Origin of the sequence: Arthrobacter ramosus (assembly GCF_039535095.1) — a bacterium.
Classification (GTDB): domain Bacteria; phylum Actinomycetota; class Actinomycetes; order Actinomycetales; family Micrococcaceae; genus Arthrobacter; species Arthrobacter ramosus.
Map to the genome: position 1 here is coordinate 1556356 of NZ_BAAAWN010000001.1, position 24807 is coordinate 1581162.

At 63.8% G+C, this 24807-nt stretch carries 25 protein-coding genes and 1 pseudogene; 20 read left to right on the forward strand and 6 right to left on the reverse strand.

Annotation, left to right across the window (positions count from 1 at the left end; translation table 11 throughout):
- The first annotated feature begins 75 nt into the window (after positions 1-75).
- The 14 genes and pseudogenes from ABD742_RS07300 to ABD742_RS07365 all read left to right on the forward strand — a co-directional run bounded on the left by ABD742_RS07300 (position 76) and on the right by ABD742_RS07365 (position 10706).
- Complete coding sequence (locus tag ABD742_RS07300; protein WP_234752052.1) at positions 76-948, forward strand: VOC family protein; 873 nt, start codon at positions 76-78, stop codon at positions 946-948.
- A 149-nt stretch (positions 949-1097) separates the two neighbouring features.
- On the forward strand, positions 1098-1541 hold the full coding sequence (locus tag ABD742_RS07305; RefSeq protein ID WP_234752054.1) for a hypothetical protein: 444 nt from the start codon (positions 1098-1100) through the stop codon (positions 1539-1541).
- A 195-nt stretch (positions 1542-1736) separates the two neighbouring features.
- Positions 1737-2159 (forward strand): 30S ribosomal protein S16, encoded by a 423-nt coding sequence (rpsP, locus tag ABD742_RS07310; RefSeq protein ID WP_234752296.1) that lies wholly within the window; start codon positions 1737-1739, stop codon positions 2157-2159.
- Between the two features lies 1 nt (position 2160).
- Positions 2161-2403, forward strand: a complete 243-nt coding sequence (locus ABD742_RS07315) for an RNA-binding protein (RefSeq protein WP_028267532.1) — start codon at positions 2161-2163, stop codon at positions 2401-2403.
- 129 nt (positions 2404-2532) lie between these two features.
- Positions 2533-3096, forward strand: a complete 564-nt coding sequence (rimM, locus tag ABD742_RS07320; RefSeq protein WP_234752057.1) for a ribosome maturation factor RimM — start codon at positions 2533-2535, stop codon at positions 3094-3096.
- The gene (trmD, locus tag ABD742_RS07325; protein WP_234752059.1) at positions 3097-3942 is read left to right on the forward strand and encodes a tRNA (guanosine(37)-N1)-methyltransferase TrmD; all 846 of its coding nucleotides are present in this window, start codon (positions 3097-3099) and stop codon (positions 3940-3942) included.
- A gap of 288 nt (positions 3943-4230) precedes the next feature.
- Entirely contained in the window at positions 4231-4590 is a 360-nt protein-coding gene (gene rplS / locus ABD742_RS07330; protein ID WP_234752061.1) for a 50S ribosomal protein L19, read from the forward strand.
- A gap of 78 nt (positions 4591-4668) precedes the next feature.
- A complete protein-coding gene (lepB, locus tag ABD742_RS07335; RefSeq protein WP_234752063.1) occupies positions 4669-5346 on the forward strand; it encodes a signal peptidase I in 678 nt (225 codons plus the stop codon).
- A complete protein-coding gene (gene lepB, locus ABD742_RS07340) occupies positions 5347-6294 on the forward strand; it encodes a signal peptidase I (RefSeq protein WP_234752065.1) in 948 nt (315 codons plus the stop codon).
- Positions 6291-7025, forward strand: coding sequence for a ribonuclease HII (locus tag ABD742_RS07345; RefSeq protein ID WP_372460946.1), 735 nt, complete (start codon positions 6291-6293; stop codon positions 7023-7025). Before lepB (ABD742_RS07340) ends, ABD742_RS07345 begins: the two co-directional genes overlap by 4 nt.
- A gap of 78 nt (positions 7026-7103) precedes the next feature.
- A complete protein-coding gene (locus ABD742_RS07350) occupies positions 7104-7448 on the forward strand; it encodes a DUF2469 domain-containing protein (RefSeq protein ID WP_059387678.1) in 345 nt (114 codons plus the stop codon).
- 113 nt (positions 7449-7561) lie between these two features.
- A complete protein-coding gene (locus tag ABD742_RS07355) occupies positions 7562-7918 on the forward strand; it encodes a YraN family protein (protein WP_234752067.1) in 357 nt (118 codons plus the stop codon).
- Positions 7919-8602, forward strand: a pseudogene (locus tag ABD742_RS07360) (magnesium chelatase domain-containing protein); the annotation flags it as partial.
- A 733-nt stretch (positions 8603-9335) separates the two neighbouring features.
- Complete coding sequence (locus ABD742_RS07365) at positions 9336-10706, forward strand: MFS transporter (RefSeq protein ID WP_234752069.1); 1371 nt, start codon at positions 9336-9338, stop codon at positions 10704-10706.
- Positions 10707-10789: 83 nt separating this feature from the next.
- Here the strand turns inward: ABD742_RS07365 and ABD742_RS07370 are convergent, their stop codons facing one another.
- Both ABD742_RS07370 and ABD742_RS07375 read right to left on the reverse strand, forming a co-directional pair.
- A complete protein-coding gene (locus ABD742_RS07370) occupies positions 10790-12622 on the reverse strand; it encodes a sigma-54-dependent Fis family transcriptional regulator (protein ID WP_268819315.1) in 1833 nt (610 codons plus the stop codon).
- Between the two features lie 13 nt (positions 12623-12635).
- Positions 12636-13694, reverse strand: coding sequence for an alcohol dehydrogenase (locus ABD742_RS07375; RefSeq protein WP_234752074.1), 1059 nt, complete (start codon positions 13692-13694; stop codon positions 12636-12638).
- A gap of 244 nt (positions 13695-13938) precedes the next feature.
- Between ABD742_RS07375 and ABD742_RS07380 the strand changes: the two genes are divergently transcribed.
- The 3 genes from ABD742_RS07380 (at position 13939) to ABD742_RS07390 (ending at position 18048) form a co-directional block, all read left to right on the forward strand.
- Complete coding sequence (locus ABD742_RS07380) at positions 13939-14874, forward strand: alpha/beta hydrolase (protein WP_234752076.1); 936 nt, start codon at positions 13939-13941, stop codon at positions 14872-14874.
- Positions 14875-14943: 69 nt separating this feature from the next.
- Positions 14944-16569 carry a flavin-containing monooxygenase gene (locus ABD742_RS07385; protein WP_234752078.1) on the forward strand — a complete coding sequence of 542 codons (1626 nt, stop codon included), beginning with the start codon at positions 14944-14946 and terminating at the stop codon, positions 16567-16569.
- A gap of 99 nt (positions 16570-16668) precedes the next feature.
- Positions 16669-18048 (forward strand): NAD-dependent succinate-semialdehyde dehydrogenase, encoded by a 1380-nt coding sequence (locus ABD742_RS07390; protein ID WP_234752080.1) that lies wholly within the window; start codon positions 16669-16671, stop codon positions 18046-18048.
- A gap of 53 nt (positions 18049-18101) precedes the next feature.
- Here ABD742_RS07390 and ABD742_RS07395 read toward each other — a convergent pair whose 3' ends face one another.
- Positions 18102-18689, reverse strand: a complete 588-nt coding sequence (locus ABD742_RS07395; RefSeq protein ID WP_234752082.1) for a TetR/AcrR family transcriptional regulator — start codon at positions 18687-18689, stop codon at positions 18102-18104.
- 158 nt (positions 18690-18847) lie between these two features.
- On the opposite strand from ABD742_RS07395, the gene ABD742_RS07400 reads away from it, so the two are divergent.
- From ABD742_RS07400 to ABD742_RS07410, 3 genes are all read left to right on the forward strand, one after another.
- Positions 18848-19261, forward strand: a complete 414-nt coding sequence (locus ABD742_RS07400; RefSeq protein ID WP_234752084.1) for a carboxymuconolactone decarboxylase family protein — start codon at positions 18848-18850, stop codon at positions 19259-19261.
- A gap of 61 nt (positions 19262-19322) precedes the next feature.
- On the forward strand, positions 19323-20156 hold the full coding sequence (locus ABD742_RS07405) for an NAD(P)-dependent oxidoreductase (RefSeq protein WP_234752086.1): 834 nt from the start codon (positions 19323-19325) through the stop codon (positions 20154-20156).
- Between the two features lie 90 nt (positions 20157-20246).
- Positions 20247-21845, forward strand: coding sequence for an FUSC family protein (locus ABD742_RS07410; protein WP_234752088.1), 1599 nt, complete (start codon positions 20247-20249; stop codon positions 21843-21845).
- Positions 21846-21867: 22 nt separating this feature from the next.
- Here the strand turns inward: ABD742_RS07410 and ABD742_RS07415 are convergent, their stop codons facing one another.
- Genes ABD742_RS07415 through ABD742_RS07425 form a run of 3 tightly spaced genes read right to left on the reverse strand, consistent with a single transcriptional unit; the run spans position 21868 to position 24779 of the window.
- Positions 21868-22749 carry a 3-hydroxyacyl-CoA dehydrogenase family protein gene (locus ABD742_RS07415; RefSeq protein WP_234752090.1) on the reverse strand — a complete coding sequence of 294 codons (882 nt, stop codon included), beginning with the start codon at positions 22747-22749 and terminating at the stop codon, positions 21868-21870.
- Entirely contained in the window at positions 22750-23556 is an 807-nt protein-coding gene (locus ABD742_RS07420) for an enoyl-CoA hydratase/isomerase family protein (RefSeq protein ID WP_234752092.1), read from the reverse strand.
- On the reverse strand, positions 23556-24779 hold the full coding sequence (locus tag ABD742_RS07425) for a thiolase family protein (RefSeq protein ID WP_234752094.1): 1224 nt from the start codon (positions 24777-24779) through the stop codon (positions 23556-23558). The genes ABD742_RS07420 and ABD742_RS07425 overlap by 1 nt, the downstream gene beginning before the upstream one ends.
- Positions 24780-24807: the final 28 nt, after the last annotated feature.

The window sequence follows — 24807 nt, forward strand, 5'->3', positions numbered from 1 at the left end:
TAAATTGAAGCTTCAAGTAATTTAGATAGATAGAGGTTGCCGAAGGGCGGCGCCACAAAAAGCCGGGAGTTTCACATGACCATCACATCCAGCCAGGATCTCCTTCCTGCCGAACTCACCATGGGTACGGTCATGCTCAAAGTGGGGGACATGAAGCTCATGGTCGACTACTACCAGCGGGCGCTGGGGCTGGAGGTCGTGGCCGAACAGGATGGCGGACTCTACTTCGGCAGGCTCGGCAAGCCGTTGGTGCACCTCGCGCCGGCCTCCGGGCTCCAGATCCCGGGTCGCGGAGAGGCTGGACTCTTCCACACGGCCTTGCTCTTCGAAGACCAATCCTCGCTCGCCGCGACTGTTGCCTCGGCCGCGCAGTACGAACCCCACGCCTTCGTCGGCAGCGCGGACCACCTGGTCAGCGAGGCCTTCTACTTCACCGACCCTGAGGGCAACGGCATTGAGCTCTACTACGACAAGCCCCGCGAAGGCTGGGAGTGGAATGGCAGTTCGGTCGTCATGGACAGCCTGCCGCTCCCGCCGCAGCGCTACCTCCAGCAATACCTGAACGAAGCGGCGGTGACAGGCCAGCATGAGGCGGGCGCCGGCGTCGGGCATGTCCACCTCCAGGTGGGCGATGTGCAGACCGCCCATGATTTCTACGTCGACACCTTGGGCTTCGAGCAGACCGCCGGGTGGCACGGGCAGGCCCTGTTCGTCTCCGCGGGCGGCTACCACCACCACATGGCCATGAATGTCTGGAACAGTCGCGGCGCAGGTCCACGCAAGGACACGCTCGGTCTCGGCGAGGTTGTCATCGAGGTGCCGTCAGGAGACGACGTCGGCGCGCTCGACGACCGCCTCAAGGTTGCCGGCATTGCCTCCCACCACACCGGCCAGGAGTTGCGCTTCGAGGACCCGTGGCGCAACCGCCTGCGGGTCGCCGTCCGCTAACCCTTCGCCAGTTAGCGTCCAACTTGCTCCCCAACCTCGCTCCGCTCGGCCGGGGACCCCTCGCAAGTTAGACTTGGGACCACACGGCGTGGCGCATTTCGGCCGCCGCGCCGCAGCTCCGTTGGCACGAATGAATGAGAGTACTTTCCATGGGCTTTGCTGAAATCTTTGTTGCCACCCACGATGAAGCACTCAAGAGGGCCGCTGCCCTGGAGAAGGGCAGTGACGTGTCCGGCGCCGCTGTACGGATCCCGGGAATCAGCGATTTCGAAGTAGAACAACTTGGCGACCTGGCGGGCACGGCCGTGCACGCAGCCGGGGCCGACTATGAGCTCGCATTGGTGGACGTCACCAGCGACGCCTTGCTGGGCGTCCCCGAAGCCATGGTGCGTGCCCTGTCCGAGCTTCTCAGCTACGAGACCGAGGGGGAGGGAAGCATCCTCGACGATGTCGCCGAACGCTGGGCGTCCCAAGAGGACATGCCCTTTGATGCCCAACAGTCCCGCCAGTACGTCCAACAGTTGGCGGCGCTCGCGAGCGACGTCGAAAAGGCCGAACGGGCCGGTCTCTACGTCTGGTCCGCAGAGCAGTAACCCTGCAGTAATCCCGCCGCACGGGCCGCGCGTTCGAAATACTGCCCGCCATCTGGCACAATGGACAGGTACTCGATCCGCGCGGCCCCTCTCTCCGTGTGTGCATCTTGTCCTTGGAACCCTCAAGTATGGCCCGCCCCACGGGTGCAGAACGACGGGCTCAACCCCGTTTCAGAAACAGGAGTGACCACAAAAGTGGCCGTAAAGATTCGCCTTAAGCGCTTCGGTAAGATGCGCGCACCGTACTACCGCATCGTCGTCATGGACTCCCGCGCCAAGCGCGATGGCCGTGCGATTGAAGAAATCGGCAAGTACCACCCCACCGAAGAGCCCTCGTACATCGAGGTCGCCTCCGAGCGTGCACAGTACTGGCTGTCCGTCGGCGCCCAGCCGACCGAGCAGGTTGCCGCGATCCTCAAGATCACCGGTGACTGGCAGAAGTTCAAGGGTCTCCCGGGCCAGGAAGGCACGCTGAAGACCAAGGTCGCCAAGCCTGCTTTCGTTGCACCGGAGAAGGGTTCCGTCATCATCCCGGAAGCCATCACCAAGAAGGCCAAGCAGTCGGAAGCAACTGAAGCTCCCGCTGACGCTGAAGCAGAGACCACCGAGGCTGAGTAAGTTGCTGGCAGAAGCGCTCGAGCACTTGGTCCGTGGGATCGTTGACAGCCCTGAGGACGTCAAGGTCAGTGCCAAGAACAACCGCCGCGGGGAATCCCTCGAGGTGCGTGTTCACCAGGACGACCTCGGACGGGTGATCGGTCGCCAGGGTCGCACCGCACGCGCTTTGCGCACTGTGATTGCGGCATTGGCGGGCGGCGAGCAGGTCAGGGTCGACGTCGTCGACACCGACCGTCGCCGGTAACGCGCTCAGCAATACTTGTCTTAAATCCGGCCCCTTCACCAGATTATGGTGGAGGGGCCGGATTGTTTTACGAGCAAACCCCCAGCCTTGGTCCCTAAGCCGGTCCAGCGAAGAAATCAGAGGAACCCCATGCAGCTCCAGGTTGCCCGAATCGGCAAGCCCCACGGAATCCGCGGCGAAGTCACTGTCCAGGTGCTCACTGACGCCCCTGGCGATCGTTTTGTCCCGGGCACCGAATTTGTGGTGGAGCCCGCAAAGGCCGGTCCCTTGACCATCACCAGCGCCCGGTGGAACAAGGACATCCTGCTGCTCGGTTTCGAAGAGATCTCCACGCGCAACCAGGCGGAGGAAATCCGCGGCGCGAAGCTGTTCATCGAGACGGAAGAGCTGGAGGAGGACGACGACGAAGGCTGGTACGAGCATGAGCTCGTCGGCCTTGTGGTCCGTGTCGGCTCGCAGGTCGTAGGCAAGGTGACCGCACTCAACACCATGCCCGTCCAGGACCTGCTGGTCATTGAAGACGCCGACGGCAAGGAAATCCTGGTGCCTTTCGTCGAAGAGATCGTGCCCGAGGTCAACGTCGAGGACGGCTACGTGCTGCTCACGCCTCCGCCGGGCCTCTTCGAACTGAACACCGACGCTTCCGGCTCCGACACGGAAGAGGACGACGCTGAAACCAAGGATGACGCCTAAATGCGCATCGACGTCGTCAGTATCTTTCCCGAGTACCTGGCGCCACTCGGGCTTTCCCTCATAGGCAAGGCCCGTCAGGATGGGCTTTTGGAGCTGAATGTCCATGACTTGAGGACCTTCACCACGGACAAGCACCGCACGGTGGACGACACTCCGTATGGCGGCGGTGCGGGCATGGTCATGAAGCCCGAGCCCTGGGCCCAGGCCCTGGAATCCATTGCCTCTGGAGCGTGTGCCGAAGCCGGAAGTCCCGAAGCTGAGGGCTCATCGGCCGGTCCGACGACGAAGCCGGTCCTGATCGTCCCGTCGCCCGCGGGGGAGCGCTTCACCCAGGCCCTTGCCTATGAGCTCGCCGAGGAAGATCGGCTCGTTTTCGCCTGCGGCCGCTATGAAGGCATCGACGAGCGCGTCATGGAATGGGCGGCAGGACACTTCACGGTCCGCCCGGTCAGTTTGGGCGACTACGTCCTCAACGGCGGCGAAGTCGCAGTCCTGGCCATGGTCGAGGCCATCGGACGATTGCTTCCGGGCGTCGTCGGCAATCCCGAATCGTTGGTGGAGGAATCCCATTCGGACGGCTTGCTGGAGTACCCGGTCTACACGAAACCCTCGGCATGGCGTGATCGTGACGTACCCGCCGTCCTTTTGAGCGGCAACCACGGCAAGATCGCCCAGTGGCGCCGCCACGAACAGTTCCGCCGCACGGCGGAGCGCCGCCCGGACCTTCTCGCAGGGTTCGACGCCGGCCGCCTGACACGTGCGGACCGCACGGCTTTCGGCGAACTCGGGTACGACGTCGTCGACGGCCGGTTGCGGCGCCGCCCGGACAGCGACCTCCCGGCCTGAGCCCGCCGCCGTCGGGCAGTTTTATCCACCGCTCGACCACAACAACCGGGCCGCATTCGCGGGATTGGCCGGAACTCCCGGGGTGTGGCAGAATTAACCCTTGTGTCTACTGGGTTCGCGCCTGCCACAGGGGGAGCGTCACCAACAGCCTGACAACCCGGAACCGCCAATCAGTGGTGGTACCGGACTTGAAAATCTTCGGCGGTAATTCCCGGACGGCCTTGCGCCCCGGGCTTGCCGGCCGTGACCCAAAGTGGATGACCTGTGGCGTTCACCAGGAGTGGATTAATGCATATCCTCGATAACGTAGATGCAGCTTCGCTGCGTAACGATGTTCCCGAGTTCCGCGCGGGTGACACCATCAAGGTTCACGTGAACATCATCGAAGGCAAGAACTCCCGTGTCCAGGTCTTCCAGGGCTTCGTCCTGGGCCGCCAGGGTGACGGCGTTCGCGAAACCTTCACGGTCCGCAAGGTCTCGTTCGGTGTCGGCGTAGAGCGTACCTTCCCGGTGCACTCCCCGATCATCGACAAGATCGAGGTCGTCACCAAGGGTGACGTCCGCCGCGCCAAGCTCTACTACATGCGCGCACTGCGCGGCAAGGCTGCGAAGATCAAGGAAAAGCGCGACTTCGCCACCGGCAAGTAGGTCTTTCGACCAACAGCGGGTCCTGGATTCGTGTCCGGCCTGCGCCGGAGAAATCCGCAACGCAACAGGAAACGAATCATGGACCACGCAAAACGCCAGCCCCGGAAACAGGGCTGGCGTTTTGTTTTGCTCGCACTTGTCCTGGCCGTGGCTATCAGCGGGCTCGTTCGGTCCTTGTGGATCGATGTCTACTTCATCCCCTCCGAGTCCATGGAGCCGATCCTGGGCACCGGAGACCGCATCCTTGTGTCCCGGACCGATTTCGCCGCAGACCCTATTCGCCGTGGAGACATTGTGGTCTTCGACGGCAGGGGAACCTTCGCTCCGCTGAACAGCGGCAAAGGACCATTGGCCGACGCCGTGGCCGCCACCGGCCACTGGCTGGGCCTGACGGGAAGCGACACCACATACGTCAAGCGTGTCATCGGGCTTCCCGGAGACCACGTCGCTTGTTGTGGCACCGATGGCAAACTCACAGTCAACGGTCAGCCGCTTGAGGAACCCTATCTGTATCCCGGCGACACGCCGAGCGAACAGAGGTTCGACGTCATCGTTCCCAATGACCGATTGTGGCTCATGGGTGACCACCGTTCACGATCGGCCGATTCGCGCAGCCTTCTGGGCGCGCCCGGCGGAGGGATGGTGCCGCTGGAGCGTGTCATCGGGCGTCCGGTCCGGATTATCTGGCCGCTTGATAGATTTGCAGAACTACCTCGCCCTGCGCAGGCCGGTACAACCTCGAAGAACGGACAATAGATGCCCGAGACAACTCCCGGGAAGCCGGAACGGCACGACGACGACGCCCGGCTCCTGGACGGACCGTCCGCTCCCGCCATGGATCTTGCAGCGGACGATGCCGATCCGGCCCCGGGGAGCGCGACTGGCTCGACGACGCCCCAGCCTGAGGAGCAGGAGTCTCCGCGCCGCGCCGCACGGCGGGATTCGCGGCTGGAATCGGGCGAAAGCGATCGCTCCGAGACTGCCGGCAAAACCCAAGGCAGTCCGTTCCTCGGCTGGCTCAGGGAAATCGGCACCGTGGTGGTCATCGCGATCGTCTTGTCCTTCCTGATCAAGACCTTCCTGTTCCGTGCTTTCTTCATTCCCTCGGAATCCATGGTCAACACCCTTGACGTTGACGACCGGATTTTCGTTAATCTGCTGGTCCCGCAACCGTTCGCACTGGAGCGCGGCGACATCGTCGTCTTCAAGGACGCACAAGGATGGCTTCCGCCTACGCAGAAGACGACGCCCGGGCCCTTCAAATGGTTCCAGGACGGTCTTGTCTTCGTCGGGCTGCTCCCGGACGAGACCAATCAGCACCTCGTCAAGCGCGTGATCGGCCTCCCGGGGGACCGGGTCTCGTGCTGCGACAGTTCCGCGCGGGTCAGCGTCAACGGCACTGTCCTCAACGAGAGCTACATCAATCCTGCCCAGGTTCCTATGGCCAAGTCTTTCGATGTAGTGGTCCCGGCGGGCAAAATTTGGGTTATGGGCGACAACCGCAACAACTCGGCCGACTCCCGCGAACACCAATCAGTCAATGGTGGTTTCATCGACATCTCCGACGTCGAGGGCAAAGCCACGGTTATCGCCTGGCCCATCAACCGTTGGCAAATCCTTGACAACCACACCGAGGTCTTCCGCAACGTTCCCGCGCCGTCGCCCCAGAACACGGCTTCACCAACGGCTCCAGCGGGCAAATGATGGTTCCGGCGGGGACAGGAGCTCCGGTTCGGACGCAGCGGAAACCCGCCGCGCGGACCAAGCACGCTCCTGATTTTCCGACCCTGGACGTCGAACGGGGTTTCTTGTCTCCTGGAGTCAAGCTTCTGGCCGGTGTCGATGAAGTAGGCCGCGGATCCCTCGCCGGACCGGTGTCGGTGGGGATCGCCGTCGTCGACCTCAGGGACCACGGCTTGCTCGCCGATGTCCGCGACAGCAAGCTTCTCAAACCCGAGGACCGCGAGCGGTTGGAACCGCTGGTGCGAGAATGGGCGGTTGCCTCCGCAGTGGGCCACGCAAGTTCGGCGGAGATTGATGCGTTCGGAATAGTGGGAGCCCTGCGCCTTGCAGGAACACGCGCCTGGTTCGAGATTCTCGCCTCGGGCGTGCATCCGGACCTCGTCCTCCTGGATGGGAGCCACAACTGGCTCTCACCCCAGACACAGGGTTCCTTGTTCGACACCGAGCCGTCCGGGCCTGCCTGCGAGGCGCCGGTGCACACCCGGGTGAAGGCGGACATGAGCTGCCTCAGCGTGGCGGCCGCCAGCGTGCTGGCCAAGGTGGCCAGGGACCGCATCATGATTGAGCTGCACGAGGAATATCCAGCTTTCGGATGGAACGAGAACAAGGGTTACGCCACGTCCTTCCACCGCGATGCCATCCGTTCGTTGGGTCCCACGCCGTACCACCGGACCAGCTGGAACCTGCTATAGCCTCCGCTTTTCCTTGTCCTGGATGCCGCCCGCCCGACCGTGGCGGCGTGCGCGCCCTCTATGGTGCAAGATGGATCTATGAGTGCCGAGGATCTTGAGAACTACGAAACCGACATGGAGCTGCAGCTCTACCGCGAATACCGCGACGTCGTTGGTTTGTTCAGCTACGTTGTCGAGACCGAACGCCGGTTCTATCTGGCAAACCATGTTGACCTGCAGGCCCGGAGTGCCGATGGCGAGGTCTATTTCGACCTGACGCTCCAGGATGCCTGGGTTTGGGACGTCTACCGTTCGGCCCGTTTCGTGAAGAATGTCAGGGTCATTACGTTCAAGGACGTCAATGTCGAAGAACTGCCGCGCAGCGAGGAACTCTCCCTGCCAAAGGACGGCGATCTAGGCGATCTCGGCAACCTGGGCAACTAGGGAAGCCCGCCTACTTCTCCTCCACACCGTCTTACTGACGGAGTTTCCCACATAGCCAAACTGGCCCCTGTCTTTGGATTGTCCGCGCCTCCAGGCTGGAAGCGGAGGTGGTCATGAGAGCCAAAGACTGGTTGGGCCGGCACGGTGAAACGCTGGCCGTAGCTTTCCTTGAAACCCAGGGAATGCGCATTGTGGACCGCAATTGGAGATGCTCCGAGGGCGAGATCGACATCGTGGCGCTCGACGGCGACACCTTGGTGATTGCCGAGGTCAAGACCCGGAAGAACCTGGCCTATGGGCATCCTTTCGAAGCGGTTGACGCCGCCAAACTCGCCCGGCTCCATCGCTTGGCCCTTTCGTGGTGCCGTGATCACGAACTGCGGGCCCCGCGCCGGCGGGTGGATGTCGTGGGAATCATCGACGACGGCGTAGTCGAGCCAAGGCTCGAACACCTCAGGGGCGTGGGCTAGATGGGCGTCGGTCGAAGCTACTCTGTGGCTTTGCTCGGCCTGAACGGCTACATCGTGGAGGTCGAAGCAGATATCGGCCAAACCCTCCCCAACTTCGTGATCCTGGGGTTGCCGGATGCCTCCCTGAACGAAGCCAAGGAGCGCATTCGTTCCGCGGCGCAGAATTCCGGCATCCCGCTGAGTCGCCGAAAGATCACCGCAAACCTGATTCCGGCCTCACTGCCGAAGCGCGGCTCGGGGTTCGACCTCGCGATCACCATGGCAGTATTGCGCGCTGCTGGTGATATCCGTTCTACCGAAGACACGGTCTTCATCTCCGAGTTGGGGCTGGATGGCAGGTTGAGGCCGGTTCGCGGCATCTTGCCGGCGGTCATGGCGGCGGTTCAGGCCGGCCACCCCGAGATTGTGGTGGCCCAGGCAAACGTCGCCGAGGCAGAGTTGGTTCCCGGGGCGGTGGTTCGTGGCTACAAGACCCTGGCTCGTCTTGCGTTTGATTTCGGGGCCGATCCGCAGGACCTGGCCCTGGATTATGACCCGGCCGGCGGGGACGTTGCTGGAGATCAGGACGTCGGTGCCGCGGTTGTTCCGGATCTTTGCGATGTCTCGGGGCAGGGCGATGCCCGCCGCGCCTTGGAGGTTGCGGCGGCCGGGGCACATCACGTACTGCTTTGCGGTCCGCCGGGTCTATGTCCTTAACCATGTATGCGTGAAGGCATTCGAGCGGTGGCCGGCTTACCGCCAAACATGCGCGCGGAAGCAGCGCCTGCCCGGTCCGGCCGAGCTGCTGCCCGGGCTCGCCGTATGCGACGTGCGAGCACCGAGCACGGGATCTCGCCGAGGCGATGAAAGCCAGCGGGCTAGGCCATCTCACCGGCGGTCTCCGGTCTTTAGATGATCCTGAAGTCCATCAGCCCTGGGCCTCGGCCCGTTCTTCCGCACGCCTGCATCGACCCCGGATGCCTCTAGGACGACCGGGCCTCCAAGGGGAGAAGGTCTTCGCCCCCCGTGTCAGGTTGAGTTAGGACCCACTCGTGATCTTGTCAGGAAATGGAGTTCTATTGGGACAGGACCCGGGTGGGCGTTAACGTCAGGTTGTGCTGTGTGCCCTAGCCGGACTCGCCTAGCGCCTGCGTCGCCGTGATGTTAGACGGGAAGGGCGTCCCTGCCGGCATCTCTGAACAGTAGCTGGGATTCATGCGTCACTTCACGACTGGGGCCCGGTTGATAGCGGCGGAGGCTGTTTCACATTGGAACACTGTGGGCTGCGACACACTCTTTACCGTGGATACAGATGCCGTGGCGGCTGTCACATTTGGGGGCGCCGCGGCATGACCACCCGCGCTTCTTAGAGCGGGTGCAAGGACATTCCCACCTATCTGTTCCGCTGGCCAATGAGCCTGTTTCAAGGGAGAAACACATGACAAGCACTACAACGTCGCCGCCGGCGATGACGCCCCGCCGTGCTGCGACAGCCGCGCTCCTCGGCAGTGCACTGGAGTACTACGACTTTTTTGTTTACGGCGCGGCAGCGGCCCTCGTTTTCAATGTGCTGTTCTTTCCGTCCGGGGATCCCGCTGTTGCTTTGATCGGATCGTTCGCGACTTTTGCGGTGGGCTATGTGGCACGGCCCGTCGGCGCAATGGTGATGGGGCACTTCGGCGATCGTCTTGGCCGCAAGAAGGTCATGCTTGCCACTGTGGTCATGATGGGTGCCGCCTCGTTCTCCATCGGTTGTCTTCCGACATTTGACCAGGTGGGGCTGTTGGCGCCGGCCCTTCTGGTTGTCTTGCGAGTGGTCCAGGGTTTCTCGGCCGGTGCCGAATCCGCAGGTGCCTCGACGTTGACGGTTGAGCATTCCCCCGTTGGACGCCGGGGCTTCTTTACCAGCTTCGTTATGGTTGGTTACGCCGTCGGCTGCTCGTTGGCGACTATCGTTTTCCTTCCGGTGGCGCTCCTGCCCGCCGAACACCTTTACGGTTGGGGCTGGCGGGTTCCCTTCTGGCTCAGTGCCGTCGTCGTCGTGATTACCTACTATGTGCGGAGCCATTTGGACGAAACGCCCGTGTTCGCTGAAGCCAAGGAAGAACGCGCAGTCCGGAAGCTGCCGCTGAGCGATGTTTTCAAGTACCACTGGCGCAGTGTGATTTGTGTTGCCGGGGCATCGCTGATGGCAGCGATGCAGACTTTGTTCGCTGTTTTCAGCTTGTCCTACGGAACCTCGGTCGGGGTGCACCGGAGTGCGATGCTCGCGGTCATCTCCGGCGCCATAGCGCTGTCCGTCTTCACTCTTCCGGCAGCGGGCTACCTCTCTGATGTCATCGGCAGGAAGCGAACGATGCTGATTTCCTCTGTAGGGTGTGCGGTCACGATCTTCGGTTACCTTTGGGCGATATCGACGACGGACGTCCTGCTGATCGGGGTCTCCGCGTTCATCAACATGACGTTGTTCTTCAGCTGCTACAACGGGGTGTGGACGTCGTTCTTCGCCGAGCAGTTCCCGGCACCTGTGCGCTTCACGGGCATGGCTGTCAGCAATCAGCTGGGCAATCTCCTGGCCGGCTTCGCGCCGATGGTCGCGGCGATGCTTCTCGTGCCGGGCCCGTCCGGCTGGCTGCCGGTAGCAATCTTTGGTGCGGTAGCCGCCGGCATCGCGGCCGTCGCAGTCCTCGGAATGCGCGAGACTTCCAAGACCCCCACAGAGATGCTGGGTGGGCCGCGGGCTCAACCCACAAATCCCAAGCCTTCCCCTGCCGGGACCAAGAGGACCGTTGAGGCGGTCACGGACTAGACCCAGTAGACCCTAAAAGGATCGGGCCCCCGACGTTTTCGTCGGGGGCCCATTATTTTGGCCTGTGTTGCTCGGTTCCCGGGCTAGGGTCCCGGAAGGATCATTCGTTCGTCGTCGTCAATTTTCAGGGCGCGCATTTTCCGGTACATGGTGGTGCGCCCGATACCCAGAATTTCCGCGGCGCGGGACTTGTTGCCGTTGGCTTCCGCCAGGGCGGCGACGATGGTATCGCGCTCAGATTGCTCGTAGCGGCTGAGCGAGGAGAGGGTTGTCTGCCGCATGGGGGCTGGCAGGTCCTTGGTTTGGATCAGGCCGGTGCCGGCCGAACGTCGCAAGTGGGCAAGGAGCCGTGCCAGCTCGGCAACGTTACCCGGCCAGCGCCAGGCCAGCAGGCATTGGAGGGCTGCTGGGGAGAACCGTGGCGCCGGTGCCCCGGGAAAGAGTTCAGCCGAAACCTCACGCACGATGTCCAGCAACTCACCGCGCAGTTCCACAAGGGAAGGCAGGCGTACCGGCCCTTGAAGGTCCTCGGCTTCGTGATTGGGGTTGAATGGGCCGCTGGTCCGTTCGGTAAGGATGACACGTGCCCCGGGGTGGACGCCGGGGCGGTGGGCCGACGCAAATTCGGTGAGTCGGTCCACGAGATCGTGGCCGATGCCTGGTCCGGCGGTAACGAGGATTCCGCAGCCCTCGGCTAATGCCGCTTCCATGACAGCCCAGGCCGTTGGGTCCTCGGTGAGCATTTCTGCGGTGAATGTCTTGGGCTCCCGCCCGGTGTGCTGGCGCAGCCATTTTGAGGACTGGTGATGCTTCCCGGTACCAGGACCTCCGGTGACGCGGATCAGGCCATCGGCCGTGGCGGCAGCGGTGAGTTCGCGTTGGAGCACGCTGTAAGAAGTCGTCGTCCGGGCTTGGCGGGAGGATAGGCCGTCCAGCACTTCGCGGAGCGCGGGCGCAGACCTTTGCTCTGGGTGTTTGCCGACGGAAACCCTGCCCTCGGCTGGCGCACTGGCTGGCTCCGTAAATTCCAGCGCGAAGATCGCGTCCTGGCCCGCCCGGCCGAGACGGCGCACCATGGCTTCGGTTCCGAGCACCGGAAGTTCGATTTGCAGCTTGTCCTGGTCCCAATGGTGCATGCGCAGCATCTCCCACAGGTAGGCGTGGGACTCGGCGTCAAAATGGGCGAGTGCGGGCAGGTCGGTCATCACCGTTTCGGAGTTCATGACCAGGACCGGATGCTTGGAGGACCGGAACTGGCGGTACGTTCGGGCCAACTCGAGGTTCCGGGAATCGGCCATCAGCTCGAGCGCCTCAGCGATCTGATGACCGGCCTGCCGGGCCATGGAAACCATCAAGGGGCTTGAGGCGTCGACATGGGAGGCGATGGACAGCGATCCTACGATCCGGCCCGTGATGGGGTGCTTGATGGGCGCTCCCGCGCAGGCCAGTCGGGCCAGGGCATCGTTAAAGTGTTCGTGGCCGCGGACGAAAACCACTCCGCGCCCCTCAATGGGGGTGCCGAGCCCGTTGGTGCCCAGAGCCTGTTCGGAAAAGACGAACCCCTCCGCGGCGTTGGCGTTGTCCAGTGTCCGCGTGTCCTGGGCATCGACAATGCGCCGGGAGACGATCCGGCCCTCCTCATCGGCGAGGAAAAGGGCCATCCGGGTGTCGGTGAGATTGTTTTGCCACTGGTCCAAAATTCTTCCGGCAGCGCGCAGGATTGCACTGTCCGGATCGACCTCGCCAAGGATGTGGGGGCCGGTTGCAGGGTTGACGTGGTTCGAGACCGAGCGCCGCCAGCTTTGTTCGATTTCTTCGGCTACCAGCGACGCGGGGATGGAAGCCCTGACGAGGCCTTCCGTGATCAGCCGCTCGCGGGCGCTCCGGAGCGCGTCTTCGCGGCGTGATTTGTCCATCACTTACTCATTCTCAAGCAGTCAATACGATGCGTCCAGCAATCCCGCCGGCGGTCAGGTCGTCCAGGGCCCGGGACACTTCGGCCGCGGACAGGGTCCTTTCGGACACCGGGATGGTGGGAAGTTCCCCTGCTTTGGCAATCCGGACCAGATCCTGCAGTTGTGAAAGTGTCCCGACAAAGCTGCCTTCGATGCGGATCATGCGTAGCGCCAGCATGGCAGTGGGAAGGGTGACTTCACCGCCGAATAGTCCTACCTGGACCATTGTCCCCGCTTTGGCGACGGCATCGAACGCGGCCGTAGCGGTCGCACCGTTGTTGACGAAGTCCACGACGGCGCTGGCCGGCCCGCCTGCCGCGCGTTGAATGTCGGCTGCCCCGCTGCCGGCTCCGGAAAGGACTGTGCTGGTGGCGCCCATGTCCCGGGCCAGGGCCAGGTTCCGTTCCGCGACATCGACCGCGCAGATGTTCCGGTGGCCCCGGGCACGGAGGATCGCTATGGCGGTCAGGCCCAGCCCTCCTGCTCCGAAGATGACCACAGGCTCGTCCGGCTCAAGCGGAAGAACCTTGTCGACGGCACTGTGGGCGGTGAGGCCGGAACACGCCAAGGTCGCTGCCCAACTCGGGTCAAGGCCCTCAATGTCCACGAGGTACTTCTCGTCGGGCACGATGATGTACTCGGCGTAGCCGCCGTGGCGTGCGACCCCAAGGTTCTGTCCGGCGGCGCAGCGGTTATCGTGGCCTTCCCGGCATTGGCGGCATGTGCCGCAGCCGATCCACGGGTAGATCAGTCGCACGTCTCCGGCGCTGACGGATGCAACGTCAGCACCTACCTGTTCGACAACGCCGACTACTTCGTGGCCCAGGACCATCGGGTACTGGATGCCGCGGTCTTTCATGCTCATGTGTCCGCGGCTGCCCAGGTCGTAGCCGCCTTCGCGGAGGTGGGTGTCGGTGTGGCAGACGCCAGCCCGCATGACCTTCAGAAGTACCTGCCGCCCCTCTGGGCGTGGCGTCGACAACTCCAGGTCATGGATGGTGGCATCGTCCGGGAGGACGGCGAATGCATGCATTGCGGAACACCTCTTCATTGTGGCAATCGGTATCCATCCATCATGACCAACTATTGCTGCAGCTTCCAATACCAATCCGGGAGCCCTTTAGTGGGCGATCCGGTATCAATGCATCCGCTCGAGTGTTTCACATTGGAACACGTGTGGCATGGGACACAGACCTACCTTTGATTCAGAGGCCGCGGCACCCCCGCAACAAAGGAGGGCCGCAGGCACCCACAAACCACGTCAAAGGAGACCTACCATGACCACCAACCTTGTTGAACAGTCCGGCACCGCTTCCGTCGAAGCCGGGAGCCAGGACGTACTGCGGAACCTCTACGCTGATTGGGCAGAGATCATGGCGACCACGCCGGACCTGACCATGCGCCTGTTCCGTTCCATTTTTGACGAGTGGCACCAGCCGACCGTCGAGCCCGAGGGCGTCATGTACCGTGAGGACACCGTTGGCGGGGTTCCGGGCATCTGGTGCCTGCCCGAGGGGGCGGACCAGAGCAAGGTGCTCCTGTACACCCATGGCGGTGGATTCGCCGTAGGTTCGGCCTCCAGCCACCGCAAACTGGCAGCCCACGTCGCCAAAGCACTTGGATCCGTCAGCTTCGTGCTGGATTACCGGCGCGCCCCCGAATTCCAGCACCCGGCACAGATCGAAGACGGCGTGGCCGCCTTCGATGCCCTCGTCGCCTCCGGCATCGCCCCTGAGGACATCACCACCATCGGTGATTCCGCCGGCGGCAACCTCGCCATCGCCATTGCCCTCGCCCTCAAGGAACAGGGCAAGCGCACCCCCGGCCGAGTCATCGCCTTCTCGCCGTGGCTGGACATGGAAAACAAGGGCGAAACCCTCGTCACCAACAACGACACGGACGCCCTGATCACCCCCGAGCTGCTCGAAGGCATGATCGCCGGCGTCCTCGGCGGCACCATCGATCCCAGGACACCCCTGGCCAACCCGCTGCACGCCGACTTCAACGACTTCCCGCGCCTGTACATCACCGCCGGCAGCGTCGAGTCGCTCCTGGACAACGCCACGCGTCTGGAGGAACGCGCCAAAGCCGCCGGCGTGGACGTCACCTTGTCCATCGGCGAGGGCCAGCAGCATGTCTACCCGTTCCTGGCCGGGCGCTCAGCCCTCGTGGCCCAGGAGTTCGACAAGCTCGCCGCCTGGTACCGGAAATAACCCGGCCACGCCGCACCCCACACCATCCACTATTTCGTCCCCTGCATCAGAACGACAAAGGAGTTCGCCATGACTGCACAGAACACTTTCCAGACCGTTGACGCCGTCGTCATCGGCGCCGGCTTCGGCGGTATCTACGCCGTCCACAAGCTTCACAACGAGCAGGGCCTGACCGTTGTCGGCTTCGACAAGGCCGACGGTCCCGGCGGCACCTGGTACTGGAACCGCTACCCGGGGGCACTCTCGGACACGGAGAGCCACGTCTACCGCTTCTCCTTCGATAAGGACCTCCTGCAGGACGGCACTTGGAAGCACACCTACATCACCCAGCCGGAAATCCTCGAGTACCTCGAGGACGTCGTTGACCGCTTTGACCTGCGCCGCCACTTCCGCTTTGGCACCGAGGTCAAGTCCGCCACCTATCTCGAAGACGAGTGCCTGTGGGAGGTGACCACCGGCGGCGGCGCGGTTTACCGCGCCAAGTACGTCATCAACGCCGTGGGGCTGCTGTCGGCCATCAACTTCCCGAACCTGCCCGGGATCGACACCTTTGAGGGCGAGACCATCCACACCGCCGCCTGGCCCCAGGGCAAGTCCCTCGCCGGGCGCCGCGTCGGCGTGATCGGCACCGGTTCCACCGGCCAGCAGGTCATCACAGCCCTGGCCCCGGAAGTCGAACACCTGACCGTCTTCGTCCGCACCCCGCAGTACTCCGTCCCGGTGGGCAAGCGCCCCGTGACCACCCAGCAGATCGCCGAGATCAAGGCCGACTACGACAACATCTGGGCACAGGTCAAGCGTTCCGGCGTGGCCTTCGGCTTCGAGGAAAGCACCGTGCCGGCCATGAGCGTCACCGAAGAAGAACGCCGCCAGGTCTACGAGAAGGCCTGGGAATACGGGGGCGGCTTCCGCTTCATGTTCGAAACCTTCAGCGACATCGCCACCGACGAGGAGGCCAACGAGACTGCAGCATCCTTCATCCGGAACAAGATCGTCGAGACCATCAAGGATCCGGAGACGGCACGGAAACTGACGCCCACCGGCCTTTTCGCCCGTCGCCCGCTCTGCGACGACGGCTACTTCCAAGTGTTCAACCGGCCGAACGTCGAGGCAGTGGCCATCAAGGAGAACCCCATTCGGGAAGTCACCGCCAAGGGCGTGGTGACTGAGGACGGCGTGCTGCACGAGCTGGACGTCATCGTCTTTGCGACCGGTTTCGACGCCGTGGACGGCAATTACCGCCGCATGGAGATCACCGGGCGCGACGGCGTGAACATCAACGACCACTGGGACGGGCAGCCCACCAGCTACCTGGGCGTCTCGACAGCGAAGTTCCCCAACTGGTTCATGGTGCTGGGACCCAACGGCCCGTTCACGAACCTGCCGCCGAGCATCGAGACGCAGGTTGAATGGATCAGCGACACGGTGGCCTACGCGGAGGAAAACGGAATCCGGGCGATCGAACCGACCCCGGAGGCCGAAGCCGAGTGGACCGAGACGTGCACCACGATTGCGAACATGACGGTATTCACGAAGGTCGATTCATGGATCTTCGGCGCAAACGTCCCGGGCAAGAAGCCCAGTGTGCTGTTCTACCTGGGCGGCCTGGGCAACTACCGCGGCGTCCTGGACGACGTCGCTGCCAACGGATACAGCGGCTTTGAGCTGACGTCCGAAGCCGCCGTCGCTGCCTGACACGGCACCGCACACCGCTGCCGGCCGGTGCCATCGAACTGATGGTGCCGGCCGCCGGCCTTGATTCCATACTCTTTAACCACAGAGGAGAACCCACTCATGGGTGTGTACACCACGATCGACCCGGCCACCGGGGACGCAACCGCACAATACCCGGAGATCTCCGACGCCGAGCTGGACACTCTCATCACAAACAGCGCGTCGGCCTACCGTTCCTGGCGCACCACGCCGTTAGAGCAGCGCCGTGCTGTCCTGGCCCGCACCGCCGAAATTCACCGCGAGCAGGCCGAAGAACTCGCCAAGCTCCTCACCTTGGAGATGGGCAAACCGATTGCGCAGGCCAGGGGAGAGGTCGAACTGGTCGCGTCGATCTACCAGCACTACGCCGACAACCTGGAGGAGTACCTGGCGGATGAATCCCTCACGTTCAAGGGCTCCGGCACGGCCGTTGTCCGCAGCGAACCGATAGGACCACTCGTCGGGGTCATGCCATGGAACTACCCTTACTACCAGGTGGCACGCTTCGCCGCCCCGAACATCGCTTTGGGCAACACCATCATCCTCAAGCACGCCCGCAACTGCCCCCAGTCCGCCCTTGCCATCGAAAGAGTGCTCAGTGAGGCCGGACTGCCGGTCGGTGTATACGCCAACGCGTTCATCTCTTCGGCGCAGGTCGCAGCCGCCGTCGCTGACCGGCGCGTGCAGGGAGTGTCGCTCACCGGGTCCGAAAAGGCCGGAGCCGCCGTCGGCGAGGTCGCAGGCCGGAATCTGAAAAAGTGCGTCCTGGAACTGGGCGGATCAGACCCGTTCATCGTCCTCGATGATGCCGACATCGACGCCGCAGCGGCCGCCGCCGTTATCGGCCGGCTCTCCAACGGCGGTCAGGCCTGCACGGCGTCGAAGCGGTTCATCGTCGCAGACGGGGTGTACGAGGAGTTCCTTCAAAAGTTCCTCGACGCGATGGCCTCCTGGCAGTCCGGGGATCCCACTGACTCCGGGACCAAGCTCGGACCGCTGGCCTCGTCCGCGGGAGTCGAGGAACTGGACGAGCTTGTCCAGGATGCAGTCTCCCAGGGCGCGGAACTCCTGCTCGGTGGCGAACGCCCCGACGGTCCGGGCGCCTATTACCCGGCCACAGTCCTGGCAGGCGTCACACCCCAAATGCGCGCCTTCACCGAGGAACTGTTCGGCCCCGTAGCCGTCGTCTACCGCGTCGGCTCCCTCCAGGAAGCGATTGATTTGGCCAACAACTCACCGTTCGGCCTGTCCTCCAGCGTGTTTACGTCCAATGCCAAGAACGCGGACCGGCTGGCCGAGGAGCTTGAGGTCGGCATGGTGTGGATCAACAGCACCAGCAAGAGCTCGCCCGACCTGCCGTTCGGCGGCGTCAAGGGCTCGGGCTTCGGGCGGGAACTGTCCCGTTACGGCTTCAACGAATTCGCCAACAAGAAGCTGGTCCGGAACCCGGGAGTTCGCTGAGTGCTGGATGCGTCATGCTGCGGGCCTATCTGCCTGCAGCATGACGCACCCGTTTAAGCAGGGTGAGGTTCCTTCGCAAATGCGGGGAAGAGCGCAGCGACAAGTCGTCTGCCAAACTCTTCATCCAGGGGAGAGCCGCTGAGGAACAATCGGTAGTAGATCGGGCCGAGCAAGAGGTCGGTGACCAGCTCGGGGTCCAGTCCGTCCCGCAGCTCTCCTCTGGCAACGCCGCGTTCGACGAGTGCAGTGACCTCCTCCACGCGTTGGCTCACAACCCTTTCCCGGTAGGTTCGGGCGAGCTCTGCGTCGGCGGCAACTTCTGAGACCAGGCCCTGCATGATCCGCCCCAGGAGCGTGTTGGACATGAGGTCCACGGTTCGGTCGACCAGCCGCGTCAGTTCAGTCAGCGTGTCCAGAGCATACGGCTGGGTGCTGACATCGCCCACCATGTCCAGCAGGACGCCGAGGGCCAAATCATTCCGTGACCGGTACCGGCGGTAGATGGTGGTCTTCGCGACCCCCGACCGTTCAGCCACTCCTTCAATGGTCAGCCTGCCGAAGCCGGACTCCGCCAATAACTCCCGGGCAGCGACCAGGACCGCTCGCTCCGTCCTGGCGCGCCGCTTCTGATGCCCCGACACCAGCCCCCCACCTGATGCCCCCTGGCCACCGCTTGAAGAATCCATCTGGATACCGCCCTTCCGTCGCCCCGCCATCAAGTGCTAATATTACTACGCAACGTAGCGTTTTGTTCTGTTTCAAGACTACCACCCCCAGACCAGCCTAGAAGGGCAGCATCATGGCCACAGATCGATACCAGCGCGGGCTTGACCGCATGATGGAACTCGTCTCCACGGAACACTCCAACACGTTCGACCACGCCAAGCTGGTGGAGTCCTATCAGGCTCTGGACGCGGAACTGGCGGACTACATTGTTTCCTTCGCCTTCGGGGACATCTACTCCCGCGACAGCCTGACCCAGCAGGAACAGACCATGGTGACCATTTCCACGCTGGCCGCACTCGGCACGGAGGTCCAGCTGAAACTTCACATCAACGTTGGCTTCAACGTGGGCCTGACGAAGGAGAAGATCGTCGGTGCCCTGATCCAGTGCATCCCCTACATCGGATTCCCCCGCGTCCTCAATGGCCTGACCCTCGTCAAAGAGGTAATGGCAGAACGCGGCATGGCCCCCGAAGCCGGTACCGACTGAGGCCTGACCTCCGGCTCTCCTTCGCCCCGACGCCCCACCACTACGACGAAAAGATCACATCATGAGCAAGAAAATCGGTTTCGTAGGACTCGGAACTATGGGACTTCCCATGGCAGTCAACCTGAACAGGGCCGGCTTCGAGGTGATCGGGTACGACGCCTTCGAGGGATCCCGCCAGAAGGCCGTTGCGGCGGGAATCACCATGGCCGAAACCCTGAAGGACGTCGCCGAACAGGCGGATGACGCGGTCGTGTCCATGGTCCGTGACTACGCGCAGAACGTCGACGTCATCCTGGGCGAAGACGGGCTCCTGTCCGCCGACCCCAAAGACCTGACGATCATCGTCATGAGCACCCTGGACCCCGACACGATGAACGAACTGGGCGGGCAGGTCGAAGAGCGCGCCGGAGTGAAGCTCATCGCCGCCGCCGTCAGCGGCGGTGCCACCGGCGCCCAGGCCGGCACCCTGTCCATCATGACTTCGGGTGCGGAGGACGTCGTTACCGCCGCCCGGCCGTACTTCGACGCCGTCGGATCCAACGTCTTCTACTACGGCAACCAGCCCGGCAACAGCCAGGCCGCGAAGCTGGTCAACAACCTCGTCCTCGGCATCAACATGAACGCCGTCGCCGAAGGGCTCAAGTTCGGCGCGCAGTACAACCTGCCCGAAGCCGAACTGCTCAACCTGTTCAAGGTCAGCACTGGCGACAGCTGGGTTGCCAGGAACTGGGACTCCGTTTCCGAGTGGACCGCTGACACGGCCCTGGCAGTGCTGCTCAAGGACCTGAAAGCCGCGCACCTCAAGGGCCTCGAGCACAACATCGCCATGCCCTTCAATGCCCTGTCCTCCACCCAGCTCTTCAACTCCATGGGAAAGAAACCGCAAGCCAAGTAAACGACTGGGCCTGCAGCGACGCCGCGAGACCATTCGGGCCTTCGGAGCATCCCGTCATGTCCGTCCCGCCTCGAAAGGATTCCCCTCCCTGTGCCCCTCCGCACAAGCCTTCACCGCCTCCGCCCCTGGTTCGGCGATCTATTCGCCCTGCGGGACGCGCGGGCAACCATCGCTCCGTCCTTGCAGGCGGGCATCATTTCATCCGTAACCGTGGTGGTCTCCTGCCTCCTCTTCGGGCCGGAACTCGGCGCCATCTCCCTGCTCGGCTCGATGCTCGCGCTGTGGGAATCCAAGCGTCCGCTGTGGGCCCGGGTCCGCAACGGGCTGCTGATCGCCGCGACCATGAGCCTCTCGATGGCCCTCGGCGTCCTCGTCGCCCCGTACCGGTGGGCTGCGATTCCGGTGATCGTCGTACTGATCCTTGCCGCCGCCGTGGCCTACTACGGCTTCCTGCTGACCCGCGGTCCCGGCCCCCTGCTCCTGTTCTACGGCGCCGTGCTCGGCACCTACTTCGGCGCGGACCCAGGCCTTGGTTGGAAGATTGTGGGGATCACCGCCTTTGCAGCGCTGTTCACCTGCGGCTTGACGCTGCTCGTCCTTGTTGCCGACCCGCACCGCCCGGAGCAGCGCGCCGTTGCCGACGCCCGGGGGGGCGTTGAAAATTACCGCGCCGCCGGAGCGGGCGCATCGGGAGCCGACACATCCTCCGGTGCCGACCGGTCCCGCAGGATTTTGGCCAGCGCCTACGCCGCCGTCAACCGTGCGTGGCTGACCTTGAACTCCGCCCATCCGGCCACTAAGGGCCCGGGCCACCGCAACCGTGAGAACGAGCTCCTCGCCATCAATCGGGATCTGGCCGCCAGGGTCCTGGAACACTCAGGCATTCCCGGCCGGATCCGGCAGCTAACCCCGGACACCCCGCTGCTACTCGGACGACCCGGCTTTCGCTTTTTGCTCGCCCATGCCCTTCGCCGGGACTCGGTCGCCTGGTTCACGGCGTGGCGAATCGCACTGGCCGCCGGTCTCGCCGGCCTCGCCAGCGAGCTGGCGGGCATCGGGCACTCCTACTGGGCAATCCTGACGGCCGCTCTGGTGCTGCATCAATGGACCGGCCGCATTGCCACCACCCGGCGGGCGGTCCACCGGGCCCTCGGCACCTTCGTCGGACTTTTCGCGGTCGCGCTCGTCATCGTCCTGGACCCCGGCCCCTGGTGGGTCGTGGGCATCATCATCGGCTGCATGATCGGACAGGACGTCCTCGTCCCGTTCAACTACTTCCTCGCGCTGATCCTCGTGACCCCCATGACGTTGCTCGCCATCGAAGCCACCGGCCAGGGCGGTTCCCCCTCGGACCTCCTCGTCGACCGGCTGCTGGGCACACTGATTGGAGGGTTTATTGCCCTGGTCATCACGTGGGCCACGAGCACCCGGTTCCCCGCCCGACTCCTACGCGCCCAGTACACCCGCGTGGAAGCCGCCATCGCCGCCGTCGAACGCTCTATTGCCAATGGCGCGGCAAACACCGCGGCCGGACGCAACGCACGGGTCGAGCTCAGCTACGAACTCACCCACCACTACAGCGTCGCCGCCCGGGCCTCCGCCGAGGAACCGCGCCTGGCATCCCTGAAGGAAAAGGACGACAGGATCATCGACAAAGGCTACGCGGCGCTGGCGAAAACCTGGCTTTGAGGGCAGGCGACGGGCGGCCAGTTCAGCTCCAGTCGAAGAAGCCCTTGCCGGTTTTCCGGCCGAGTTCGCCGCGGGCCACCTTGTCGCGCAGGATCGGCGGGGGAGCGAACCGTTCACCGAGGGTTTCATGGAGGTATTCGGCGATGCCAAGGCGCACGTCCAGACCAACAATGTCCGTGGTGCGCAGCGGCCCCGTGGGGTGTTTGTAGCCGAGGACCATGGCGTTATCGATGTCCTTAGCTGAGGCAACGCCTTCCTCGACCATGCGCATCGCTTCCAGAGCAATCGCTACACCCAGCCGGGATGACGCAAAGCCCGGGGCGTCATTGACCACGACGGCGGTCTTGCCCAGCCCCTGGACCCAGCTCCGTGTCTGCTCGACGAGATCGGGCCGGGTCTGCTTGCCAATGACCACCTCAATGAGGGTGGAAGCCGGGACGGGGTTGAAGAAGTGCAGCCCCAGGAAGTCCTGCGGCCGTTCCAGCTCCTCCGCCAGGCCGGACACCGACAGCGAGGATGTGTTCGAGGCCAGCACCGCGCCAGGGACGAGTTGTTCCTCGACCTTGCGGAGCGCTGCCACCTTCAGAGCCCAGTCCTCGGGTACGGCTTCCACGACCAGCTCGCGGTCACCGAAGTCCGCGTAGTCCACAGAAGTCTTCAGGCGGGAGACCATCTCATCGAGGTTGCCACTGTGGGGGTCGCGCTCGATGGATTTCGCCGCTGAGGATGCGACTCGCTCACGGCCTGCCTGCGCGGAGGCTTCATCACGTTCGATAACCACCACGTCTGCCCCCTTGACCAGGAAGGCGTGTGCGATGCCCGCTCCCATGCGCCCGCCGCCAAGGACGCCAACGCGGGCTGGGAGCCCGCCGGTGCGACTGGATGGCGCTGATGGATTATTCATTTACTTCTTCTTCCTGTCGAGGAACGCCTGCATGCGGTCGAACTTTGCCTGGGACTCGAAGAGCATGCCCTGGGCCAGGGTGTCGATGACGGGATGGACTTCCCGTGGGGTGTGGAATACGGCTTTGGTGAGGCGTACTGCCAGGGGATCCTGCGCTGCAATGGCATCGGCCAGGGCGTGCACTGAGTCCATCAACATGTCCGGCTCTACGAGTTCGGTGATCAGTCCGACGGCGAGGCAGTCCTCGCCTGTGAGGACTTTGCCGGCGAGAAGTATTTGTTTGGCAATCGGCTCTCCGACGAGCTCTTTCAACCGCCAGGTGGCACCGGCCGCGGCCAGGATGCCCAGGTTTGTCTCGGGGTTGCCCATCCGGAGGGCTGGAGTGCCGATGCGGAAGTCGGCTGCGTACGCCAGTTCGGCGCCGCCGCCGAGCGCGTATCCGTCCAGTGCGGCAATGGCCGGCATGGGCAGCTTGGCGATCCGGTCGAAGATGGCGGAATTGATTCCCGCCAGGGCGTCATCACGGCGCCGCTCACGCAGTTGTGCGATGTCCGCCCCGGAGGCGAAGACGGCTTTGGTCCCGGTTTCCGGGTTGCCGGGGGTGCCCGAGAGGATCAGGATTTTCGGTGTGCGTTCCAGGTGCGCGCACACCGCGTGCAACTCGTCCACCATTGTCTGGTCGATGGCGTTCCTGACCTCGGGGCGGTGCAGCCGGACCGCCAAACGGTCCCCGCGCTCTTCGACCAGCAGCGTGACGAAACCCGAGGTATCAAGGCGTGTGCCGGCATCGGGTATTACCTGTGTCATCAGATGCCTTCCAGCAGTAGCGCTGTGCCTTGTCCGACGCCGACGCACATGGTCGCGAGACCAAGTTTGCGGCCTTGCGCGGCTTCCCGCTCGAGGCGCCCGAGCAGGGTGATGACCAGGCGGGAACCGGAGGAACCGAGAGGGTGGCCAAGTGCGATGGCGCCGCCGTCGTTGTTGACCGTGTCGGGTTCGAGCTTTAGTTCGCGCATGCATGCTAGGGCCTGGGAGGCGAAGGCCTCGTTGAGTTCCACGGCAGCCAGGTCGGCCACCGCGACACCCGTCCGGTCCAGGACTTTGCGGGTGGCCGGGACCGGGCCGATGCCCATGATTTCCTGGGCGACACCGGCTGACGCGCCATCGAGGATGCGTGCCCGCGGGGTGAGGCCATACTTTTGCACGGCTGCCTCGGACGCGACGATGATCGCCGAGCCGCCGTCGTTGAGCGTCGATGCGTTGCCGGCGGTGACGACGCTGCCGCCCTTGACCACCGGGCGCAGGCCGGCGAGGACGTCCAGTGAGGTTCCGGGGCGCGGACCTTCATCGGTGTCCACGATGGTTTCGGCGCCTTTGCGGCCTTTGACTGTGACGGGGACAATCTCGTCGGCGAAGCGCCCGGATTCGATGGCTGCGAGGGCGCGCTCGTGGGAGCGGACGGCGAACTCATCGCAGTCAGCACGGGAGATGTTGTAGACCCGGGCCACTTCCTCGGCTGTTTCGGGCATGGAGTAGGTGGCCTTGCCATCACGTGAGAGTTCACCGGACAGGAAGGCAGGGTTGGGGAAGCGCCAGCCGATGGAGGTGTCAACGACGGTGCCGGGTTTGGCGAAGGGTTTGTCGGGCTTTTCCATGACCCACGGGGCGCGGGACATGGATTCGACACCACCGGCAACCACGATGTCCGCGGCACCGGCTTTGACCATGTGGGAGGCCATGATGATGGCGCTCAGCCCGGAGGCGCAGAGCCGGTTGACGGTAACACCGGGGACCGTGTCGGGGAAGCCGGCGAGCAGCCAGGCCATGCGGGCAACGTTCCGGTTTTCCTCGCCGGCGCCGTTGGCGTTGCCGAGGATCACCTCGTCGACGACGGCCGGGTCAAGGCCTGCGCGTTCGACGGCCGCCCGAACAGCGATGGCAGCCAGATCGTCCGGGCGGACGGAGCTCAGGGCGCCGCCGTAACGACCGACAGGGGTGCGTGCCCCGCCGATGAGGAATGCTTCAGTCATGGAAAAGCTCCTTCAGTGAATCTTGGTA

Excerpts from the sequence above, each read along its gene's own strand:
- ABD742_RS07300 (WP_234752052.1), top strand. The coding sequence starts at position 76 with ATGACCATCACATCCAGCCAGGATCTCCTTCCTGCCGAACTCACCATG.
- ABD742_RS07305 (WP_234752054.1), top strand. The coding sequence starts at position 1,098 with ATGGGCTTTGCTGAAATCTTTGTTGCCACCCACGATGAAGCACTCAAG.
- rimM (WP_234752057.1), top strand. The coding sequence starts at position 2,533 with ATGCAGCTCCAGGTTGCCCGAATCGGCAAGCCCCACGGAATCCGCGGC.
- trmD (WP_234752059.1), top strand. The coding sequence starts at position 3,097 with ATGCGCATCGACGTCGTCAGTATCTTTCCCGAGTACCTGGCGCCACTC.
- rplS (WP_234752061.1), top strand. The coding sequence starts at position 4,231 with ATGCATATCCTCGATAACGTAGATGCAGCTTCGCTGCGTAACGATGTT.
- lepB (WP_234752063.1), top strand. The coding sequence starts at position 4,669 with ATGGACCACGCAAAACGCCAGCCCCGGAAACAGGGCTGGCGTTTTGTT.
- lepB (WP_234752065.1), top strand. The coding sequence starts at position 5,347 with ATGCCCGAGACAACTCCCGGGAAGCCGGAACGGCACGACGACGACGCC.
- ABD742_RS07345 (WP_372460946.1), top strand. The coding sequence starts at position 6,291 with ATGATGGTTCCGGCGGGGACAGGAGCTCCGGTTCGGACGCAGCGGAAA.
- ABD742_RS07350 (WP_059387678.1), top strand. The coding sequence starts at position 7,104 with ATGAGTGCCGAGGATCTTGAGAACTACGAAACCGACATGGAGCTGCAG.
- ABD742_RS07355 (WP_234752067.1), top strand. The coding sequence starts at position 7,562 with ATGAGAGCCAAAGACTGGTTGGGCCGGCACGGTGAAACGCTGGCCGTA.
- ABD742_RS07365 (WP_234752069.1), top strand. The coding sequence starts at position 9,336 with ATGACAAGCACTACAACGTCGCCGCCGGCGATGACGCCCCGCCGTGCT.
- ABD742_RS07370 (WP_268819315.1), bottom strand. The coding sequence starts at position 12,622 with ATGGACAAATCACGCCGCGAAGACGCGCTCCGGAGCGCCCGCGAGCGG.
- ABD742_RS07375 (WP_234752074.1), bottom strand. The coding sequence starts at position 13,694 with ATGCATGCATTCGCCGTCCTCCCGGACGATGCCACCATCCATGACCTG.
- ABD742_RS07380 (WP_234752076.1), top strand. The coding sequence starts at position 13,939 with ATGACCACCAACCTTGTTGAACAGTCCGGCACCGCTTCCGTCGAAGCC.
- ABD742_RS07385 (WP_234752078.1), top strand. The coding sequence starts at position 14,944 with ATGACTGCACAGAACACTTTCCAGACCGTTGACGCCGTCGTCATCGGC.
- ABD742_RS07390 (WP_234752080.1), top strand. The coding sequence starts at position 16,669 with ATGGGTGTGTACACCACGATCGACCCGGCCACCGGGGACGCAACCGCA.
- ABD742_RS07400 (WP_234752084.1), top strand. The coding sequence starts at position 18,848 with ATGGCCACAGATCGATACCAGCGCGGGCTTGACCGCATGATGGAACTC.
- ABD742_RS07405 (WP_234752086.1), top strand. The coding sequence starts at position 19,323 with ATGAGCAAGAAAATCGGTTTCGTAGGACTCGGAACTATGGGACTTCCC.
- ABD742_RS07415 (WP_234752090.1), bottom strand. The coding sequence starts at position 22,749 with ATGAATAATCCATCAGCGCCATCCAGTCGCACCGGCGGGCTCCCAGCC.
- ABD742_RS07420 (WP_234752092.1), bottom strand. The coding sequence starts at position 23,556 with ATGACACAGGTAATACCCGATGCCGGCACACGCCTTGATACCTCGGGT.
- ABD742_RS07425 (WP_234752094.1), bottom strand. The coding sequence starts at position 24,779 with ATGACTGAAGCATTCCTCATCGGCGGGGCACGCACCCCTGTCGGTCGT.